This is a genomic window from Vibrio sp. V39_P1S14PM300 (assembly GCF_009904765.1).
In the GTDB taxonomy this organism is placed as follows: domain Bacteria; phylum Pseudomonadota; class Gammaproteobacteria; order Enterobacterales; family Vibrionaceae; genus Vibrio; species Vibrio proteolyticus.
The window spans coordinates 1-5431 of the sequence record NZ_WXWP01000265.1; the positions used below are offsets into that span (position 1 = coordinate 1).

The 5431-nt window shown below is 48.3% G+C and carries 6 protein-coding genes; 3 read left to right on the forward strand and 3 right to left on the reverse strand.

Going from position 1 to position 5431, the window contains the following annotated elements; translation table 11 throughout:
- Positions 1-865, reverse strand: an 865-nt coding sequence (locus CAG65_RS13675; protein ID WP_161454000.1) for a LysR family transcriptional regulator, incomplete at its 3' end; no start/stop codon positions are given.
- Positions 866-998: 133 nt separating this feature from the next.
- On the opposite strand from CAG65_RS13675, the gene CAG65_RS13680 reads away from it, so the two are divergent.
- Entirely contained in the window at positions 999-1574 is a 576-nt protein-coding gene (locus CAG65_RS13680) for a class I SAM-dependent DNA methyltransferase (RefSeq protein ID WP_161454001.1), read from the forward strand.
- Positions 1575-1613: 39 nt separating this feature from the next.
- Here CAG65_RS13680 and CAG65_RS13685 read toward each other — a convergent pair whose 3' ends face one another.
- Positions 1614-3590 (reverse strand): acetoacetate--CoA ligase, encoded by a 1977-nt coding sequence (locus tag CAG65_RS13685; protein ID WP_161454002.1) that lies wholly within the window; start codon positions 3588-3590, stop codon positions 1614-1616.
- A gap of 220 nt (positions 3591-3810) precedes the next feature.
- Here CAG65_RS13685 and phhA point away from each other — a divergent pair, with 220 nt between their 5' ends.
- Both phhA and CAG65_RS13695 read left to right on the forward strand, forming a co-directional pair.
- On the forward strand, positions 3811-4602 hold the full coding sequence (gene phhA, locus CAG65_RS13690; RefSeq protein WP_021705024.1) for a phenylalanine 4-monooxygenase: 792 nt from the start codon (positions 3811-3813) through the stop codon (positions 4600-4602).
- A complete protein-coding gene (locus tag CAG65_RS13695; RefSeq protein ID WP_021705025.1) occupies positions 4595-4927 on the forward strand; it encodes a 4a-hydroxytetrahydrobiopterin dehydratase in 333 nt (110 codons plus the stop codon). The genes phhA and CAG65_RS13695 overlap by 8 nt, the downstream gene beginning before the upstream one ends.
- Positions 4928-5023: 96 nt before the next feature.
- Here the strand turns inward: CAG65_RS13695 and CAG65_RS13700 are convergent, their stop codons facing one another.
- Positions 5024-5344: a hypothetical protein gene (locus CAG65_RS13700; protein WP_161454003.1), complete on the reverse strand. Its 321-nt coding sequence runs from the start codon at positions 5342-5344 to the stop codon at positions 5024-5026.
- Positions 5345-5431 lie beyond the last annotated feature (87 nt).

Genomic DNA, 5431 nt, shown 5'->3' on the forward strand with positions numbered 1-5431 from the left:
GATATTCGTTGAGCTTATCCGCCAGCCAAAGCATACCAGGATGTTCCGCCATACCTGAGGCGGTAAACATACAGTAATCCTCTTGCGTAAGCCCGTAGGTATGTTTGATTACCGCCAGCTCTTGCTGGCGCAGATGATGGCGGATCAGCGGCTCCGGTAATACTCCCCAGGCTTCCTCTGTCAGTATCGTGTTCAACATGTAATCAAAGCTGGAGAAACCGATATACCGGCGTGAGAAAGGTTGCAGCTCCGGGTTGTCTTTTTCGTTGAGGTAGACCATGACCGCTTGCATGGAGTTTCGAAGCAGTTCGTCGGTCACCCGGCGCATTTTACTCAGTGGGTGTTGGGTATTGCACACCGACATCATGCGTATTTTACCGAGCGGTTGATAGGTGATGAGCGGATCATCGATTCGTTCGTAGTCCACTCCAAAAGCGAAATCAACCTGCTGAGTGGCTACCAGATTGGCGAGGTCACCGCTGGAGGCGAGGATCAGGTTAAACGAGGTGGCCGGAAAGCGGTTGTTCAATCTGTGCGCCAGATCTTGCCACAGATCGTCTGGCAGAGAATCGTCCCGGGCAATCCATACTTCGGCGTTAAACTCTCCCGAAGCCTGAGCGCAGGTCTGGCGGATACGTGCGGCAGTAACCGTCAGGCTTTCGCAATCCTTATAAATGGCTTTGCCTACTTCTGACAGGGTGAGGTGGTTGCCGGATCGAACAAATAACTCGGTATCGAGTTCTTTTTCCAGAGCTTTAATCGCCATACTGAGCTTAGTACGGTTGCACTCTAACTGGCGTGCAGCTTCAGAAACCGAGCCGGTGTCAGCAACGGTACAAAAGGCTTCTATTTGAGAGAGGTTCATGCGCTGGTGGTTTATCCGAATTGATGATTCTGCAACTAATTTATACCAAATTGTCGGCGAATAGCACTAACACGTAAAGTCCGTTTTGGTTTAATCTATTGTAAGTTAAAGAAGTATTTATAGGGAGATTACCATGGCGCACGATTGGGATGCATACGCAGCAGAGTGGGAGAACAACCCAGCTACTGCTGTCTATGCTGAAAAAGCGTTTGAGTCACTGCAACAACTGGTTGATCTGAAAGGTAAACACATTCTTGATTTCGGATGTGGTACTGGCTTGTTGACACAAAAGATGTCACCACTTGCCAAAGACATTGTTGCTCTGGACGTGTCTGAAGCCATGATCGAGCAACTCGACAGCAAAGAGCTGGCCAACGTCGAACCTGTGGTTGATATGCTGACTCGCGGATTGGTTGCGCTGCACCCGGCTTTTCGTGGGCAGTTTGATTTGGTCGTGGCGTCATCAGTATGCGGTTTCTTACCCAACTACTCTGACGTTGCAGATATTGTGTATTCCATCCTTGATGAAGGTGGTCTGTTTATTCATTGGGATTGGTTGGTAGAAAACGACCAGGATGGCCTGACGGTTTCCCGGGTGAAAACGGTGTTGTCCAGCGTTGGTTTTGAAGACGTCAGTGTCTCTGTGCCTTTTGAACTGCAAACTCAGGAAGGGACGCTCAAGGTCTTGATGGGCGTTGGCAGAAAATAATGACGTTTAAACACCCGGCTTAAGCCGGGTGTTTTGTTTTTAGTCTGCTAGCGCCGGAGTCAGCGACGCAATCTCGTCCAGAACTTGTGGATTGGCAATGGCGCCGACATTTTTCACCGTTTGGCCGTGGATCACCTGTTTCGCTGCCAATTCGACTAGTTTCCCCGATTTGGTTCGGGGAACATCACTGATGGCCAATATCTTGGCTGGCACATGACGAGGTGAGCACTTCTGGCGCAGAAGCTGACGAATTTTGTCTTCCAGATCTGGTGTCAGTTGCGCGTACTCCGTCAGTTTCACCAGTAACACAATACGTTCGTCATTGTTCCATTGTTGGCCAATGGCAATCGAATCGACGACCTCATTCAACTGATTGACCTGCTGATAGATTTCTGCGGTACCTATTCGGACTCCTCCTGGATTTAAGGTGGCGTCGCTGCGACCAAAAAACTGCACCCCACCATTTGAATGCATAATGACATCGTCACCATGGTGCCAGGTATTGGGGTATTTATCCCAGTATGCATGATGATAGCGTTCACCATCGTCATGCCAAAAACCAACCGGTTGGTTCGGGAAACTGTTCAGGCAGACCAATTCTCCACGCTCATCGAGCACGGGTTGACCTTGCTCGTCGAAAACGGCGATATTCATACCAAGCCCCGCGGCCTGGCATTCTCCGCGATACACGGGGGAGATCGGATTGCCAAGTACAAAGCAGCCGCAGATATCGGTGCCGCCTGATATGGACGCCAGATGCAAGTCGGGCTTGATGTGTTGATAGACATAGTCGAACTGCTCCGGATACAGTACAGAGCCTGTAGAGCACAACGTCTTAAGCGCGGAGAGATCGAACTGTTCTGCGGGGGCCAGACGTTGTTTCTGAATGGCTTCGAGGTATTTGGCGGAGGTGCCGAATAGCGTCACACGGGCTTTTTCCGCCAGACGCCACAAGTTACTGGTGTCAGGGGAGACTGGGCTGCCATCATAAATGACCAGTGTTGCACCACTGGCCAGCGCCGAAACGTGCCAGTTCCACATCATCCAGCCACAGGTAGTGTAGTAGAAAACCCGATCTTTCGGCTGAATGTCGCAATGCAATTGATGCTCTTTAAGGTGGTTAATGACAGTGCCACCCACGGGATGGACAATGCATTTGGGCTTTCCGGTGGTCCCTGACGAATAGAGCACAAACAACGGGTCATTGAAGCCAATGCGATGGTAGCGAATGCCTCTGGGCTGATAACATTCCAAAATCGCATTCCAGTCTGAAAATGTATGGTCTGCAGGGGGAAGCCCGACCAGATATTCAATCTGACAAGTGTTTTCCAGCTCGTCTAGATTTTTGGCCAGCTCGATATTTTTTTTCTGCATATCAAAAGCTTTGCCGCCAAATGTATAGCCGTTGCAGCAGAATAACACTTTAGGTTTCACCTGGCCGAATCGCTCTGTCACGCTATCGACACCAAAGTCTGGCGACGTGGATGTCCAGATCGCCCCTAAACTGGTCGTTGCCAGCATCGCCACCAGAGTTTGCGGCATATGGGGCAGGTAACCGGCGACCACATCTCCGGCGCCAACACCATTCTGTGTGAGCCATTGTTGTACCACTGACACCTGATCGCAAAGCTGTTGCCAGGTCAGGTGTTGTTTGTCTCCTCGCTCGTTTTCGAACCAGACAGCGATGCCCCCGGGATCCTGAAACGCATATGAGAGAAGGTTTTCAGCATAGTTAAGTTCGGCTTGAGGAAACCAAATAGTGTCTCGGCTTGGCTGAAATGTCTGCCATTTGGGCAAGCCTTCACCAAGAATACAGTCTCCTCGATAACCAATCACATCGCAAAATTGCCACACTTCCAGCCAAAACTGTTTTTTGTCTTCGACGGACCAGCGATGCAGATCCGCATAGGTTTCAATTTGTTGGCCCAACATGTTGATGTGTTTAATGAACTGATGAATATTCGATGCTGAAACGCGCGCAGATGACGGCGTCCAGAGGGGCTGGTTAGGGGACATGACTTCCTCGTCTACTCTATTCCTGTAAGTGTAGTTTTGATGGCTTTTTGTGCAAAGTCAAACCAAGAGAAGAATAAACAGACATCTGATAAATAAGCAAAAAATACACAATTGTAAAATTTATGTTACATTGATTGGGGTGCGATTACCGCTGGATAAATTGGCAGCCAGAAGGGAAGGCGATAGGCTTAATGTAAAGGACTTGTTAATTGGTGTTTGTATGACTCAGTATCATTCTAAGCCTGTGAATAGCAAAGGTTTTGTCGACTGGAACGACGACGAAGATCGCATTTGGTACGATCTGGTTACCCGTCAACAGAAAGTGATTAACCATCGCGCCTGTCAAGCGTACCTCGACGGTCTGACGATGTTGGATTTGCCGCTTCACAGGGTACCACAGTTGCCTGAAGTGAATGCCGTTCTGAAGCAAGAGACGGGCTGGCAGGTCGAGCCTGTGCCAGCGTTGATTAATTTCGACCGTTTCTTTGCCTTACTGGCCGACAAGAAATTTCCGGTGGCGACTTTTTTGCGCTCACGTGACGAGTTTGACTATTTACAAGAGCCGGATTTCTTTCATGAGATATTTGGCCACTGTGCGATGCTGACTCACCCGGATTTTGCTGCTTTCACCCATACTTATGGCAAGTTAGGTAAGAGCGCGACACCAAAACAACGTGGCTACTTAGCTCGGTTGTACTGGTTTACGGTGGAGTTTGGTCTGGTTAAAGAGCAGGGCAGCACTAAGATTTATGGTGGTGGTGTGTTGTCTTCTCCCGGTGAAACGGTATACGCACTCGACAGCGCAGACGCCATTCGAGAAACGTTTGATTTGCAGACGGTACTAAGAACACCTTATCGAATTGATATTATGCAACCAAAATATTATGTGTTGGATGATATTGCTGAGCTGTATCAGCTTAGCCAAGTGGATTTAATTGCCGAAGTGGAACAGGCAATGTCCAAAGGACTTTTACCTCCATTATTTGAACCAAAGGAAGTGACACATGCTTGATGAATTGCGCTGCGAAGCTTGCAGTATAGATGCCATCGCGTTGACGGAAAAAGAGCAGCAAGCACTGCTGAGCGAGCTACATGGCTGGCATATTCATGTTCGGGATGGGATTCCTCAACTAGAGAAAGTGTATAAATTTAAAAATTTCATGCAGGCATGGACATTTGCTAACCGAATTGCAGAATTAGCGGAGGAGGAGTTTCATCACCCTTCTATCTTACTGGAGTGGGGAAAAGTAACTCTGACATGGTGGAGTCATTCTATTAAAGGTTTGCACAAGAATGACTTTATCTGCGCCGCGAAATCTGACGCAATGTGCGAATAAAAAAGCAAATCCCCAAGGCTGTCTGGCAGACTTGGGGATATTTTACCTTTTCCATAGCAATCCCTGTTATGGATGATAAACCAACTATCCTTGTTATTACTGACGGTCACCTGGCAGACGACGTTTGGTTTTCATGGTGTTACCGCTGGCGTCATTGGCCATAAAGGTGTAAGTGCGGGCGTGATTTTCCTGATTCCAGACTGAAGCGCGACCGAACTCATCTGTTTTCACTGTGTATTCATTGCCGTTTTTCACCATAATTTCTTGGTTAGCGACCGCTTGACCGTTGTCAGTCACGGTGATCATGGCTTTGCTGCCAAGTGTCTGTACGTCCATTTGCATGGCAGATGCTGCAGGTACCACTGCCAGCGCGGAAAAAATACCAGTAATCGTAATCAGTTTGTTGATGCTTTTCATAGTGTGATCCTTATTGGTTTGATTTTTGCTCTCTGAGCACCTGATGTAAATCATATGTGTGATTTATGTCTCACTCTATAGCAATTC